Here is a 2504-nt window from a genome sequence, read left to right on the forward strand (position 1 = left end):
AGATCTTGAGTTCTCGTTGCGCCCTCTGGTCGTGGCCGGTCAAGACTCCTGTGCGCGGAGGGGGCGCTTTTTGCGAAGGCTTTCACCCGCCAGATCTATCCGCGTGGCGTTGTGAACAAGACGATCAAGAATGGCATCGGCGTAGGTCGGATCGCCAATCAGTTGATGCCAATGCTCTACCGGAATTTGGCTTGTGATGATGGTGGAGCGACGGCCGTAGCGATCTTCAAGGATTTCGAGAAGATCGTGTCGGGCGGCGGCATCGAGGGGTTCGAGGCCCCAATCATCCAGAATGAGCAGTTGTGGAGAGGTGAGGTTCCGGAGGAGCCGTCGGTGTCGTCCATCAGCACGGGCAAGCGCCAGTTCGGGGAACAGCTTTGGCACGCGCTGGTAGAGAACAGATCGATTATCGCGGCAAGCGCGGTGGCCAAGCGCCGATGCAAGCCAACTTTTTCCAACGCCTGTTGGGCCGCAGAGGATCAGATTGTCGTGGGCATCAATCCACCCGCCCGCCGATAATTTCTGGAACAAAGTGCGATCGAGACCGCGAGAGGCGCGGTAATCGACATCTTCGACGGCAGCATTATGGCGCAGCTTGGCATATCGTAGGCGGGCCGCCAGACGCCGATCATGGCGGTGACTGATCTCTCGTTCCAGCAAAAGAGCCAGCCACTCGGCATGGGTTAGGCTAGTCGCCTCGGCATCGGCCATGATGTCGCCGAAGGCAGTCGCCATGCCGTGAAGGCCCAACTGGTTCAGCTGATCAAGCGTCGGATGAATGAGCATGATGATTCCTTGCCGTTAGTGGAAGTAGCCGCCGCCGCGGATGTTGTGGTGCCTGATGGGTTGATGCTCCGCCTTAGGATCGGTCACCTGAAGGTCGAGCTTGTTGTCGAGGATGGATTTGACCGAACCGTAGGTCAGCGCACCAATCTCAATGGCGTGGAATGCCGCCGCATCAAGGCGTTTGGCGCTGATCGACCGGGCAAGCCTTAGGATACCAAGACAGGCACGGAAGCCTTGTTCAGGATGCGGGCGGCGTTCCAGGATGAGGCCGCAGAGAGCACTGACCGAAGGTCCGATAAGCGCCGCTTCCTGGGCAATGCGCTCGATCGTCCAGTCGGCATAACGGCGATGGCTCGACGGCATGTGCTCAGGCAGTGTCGTATGCTTGCCATTGCCGCTACCGCGGCGATGCACCGCAATGCGCTCCCCACGTGCGAATACCTCCACCGTCCTGGCAGTGAAGCGCGCGTCGACCTCAGCCCGCGCAAAGCGATAGGGCACGCTGTAGAAGTGGTTCTCGATCTCGACATGGTAGTCGATCCCAACCCGGCGGATACGCCACTCGGCCAGGACGTAGGGTTCTGCGGGCAACGGTTTTAAGGCCGGACGCTCCAATGCCTCGAGCAATTGGCGGCGTGTCTGGTTGACGCGGCGGATGATCCGCTCATCGTTCAGACGGCGACAAAATTCGGCAATGGCGACGTTCAAATCCGCCAGGCTATGGAACTTCGTGTGCCTTAGCCGACCGAGTAGCCAGCGTTCGGCAATCAAGACACCGACCTCCACTTTGGCTTTATCTCTTGGCTTATAGGGCCGGGCCGGAAGGACAGCAGTACCGTAATGCGCGGCCATGTCTGCGTAAGTCTTGTTGATCACCGGGTCGTAAAGGCACGCCTTAATCACAGCGACCTTGGTATTGTCCGGCACCAGCAGCGCGGGAACGCCGCCGATCGCCGCCAGAGCCCGGTTATGAGATTCAATCCAATCCGCCAGCCCCTGGGTCCAGCTTGCCTCCGCATAGAGGAAGTTTGATGCTCCAAGCACCGCCACGAAGATCTGCGCGCCGCGTATCCGGCCGCTCAGCCGGTCTACGACCGGCACGACGTCTCCGGCATAATCGACAAAAAGCTTATCGCCGCCGTGATGAGATTGGCGCATCGTCACCGAGAGCCGGGCTTCCCAGCTTCGATACAGTTCGCAGAACCGGGAATACCGATATCCACCCGGCGTGCGCCCGATGTATTCGTCCCAGAGAATCGTCAACGTGACGTGCTTGCGCTTGAGTTCCTGATGAATGGTTGCCCAATCCGGATCAGCATGGCGGCGGTGACCGGTCTTCTTGCCCGCACCGGAGAACAGGAGCGCCTCCAGCGCCGTATCCGTCTTCTCGATCGCCGCTTCCACCGATAGCCCAGCCTCGGCCACACGACGCAGCGTCAACCTTACCGTCGAGGCCGCAACCCCAACCCGAATGCCGATTTGGCGGGTCGATACCCCCGCCTGGTGGAGCTTCACTATCTCGCGCACCTGGCGCATCGTTGTCCTCTCCGCTGGCATCGTCCGCTCCCCAAAAGAGCAGACCCTAAACAGACCAGCAGAGGCTCAAATCATCCCCGATCAGCGCCCTTAACCGGGCGAGACAAAATCGGAACGGTGGGCGACATCAAATCGGAATCCCGGGCGACTTCATTCCGGAATCATGGGCGAGAATTTGTCGG

At 59.8% G+C, this 2504-nt stretch carries 2 protein-coding genes; both read right to left on the reverse strand.

Annotated features, from left to right (window positions below; genetic code table 11):
- Positions 1 to 39 precede the first annotated feature (39 nt).
- Entirely contained in the window at positions 40 to 786 is a 747-nt protein-coding gene (gene istB, locus ASILVAE211_RS25670) for an IS21-like element helper ATPase IstB (protein WP_227324194.1), read from the reverse strand.
- Positions 787 to 801: 15 nt separating this feature from the next.
- Positions 802 to 2322 (reverse strand): IS21 family transposase, encoded by a 1521-nt coding sequence (istA, locus tag ASILVAE211_RS25675; protein WP_227324195.1) that lies wholly within the window; start codon positions 2320 to 2322, stop codon positions 802 to 804.
- Positions 2323 to 2504: the final 182 nt, after the last annotated feature.

Source organism: Acidisoma silvae (assembly GCF_020618775.1).
Lineage (GTDB): Bacteria > Pseudomonadota > Alphaproteobacteria > Acetobacterales > Acetobacteraceae > Acidisoma > Acidisoma silvae.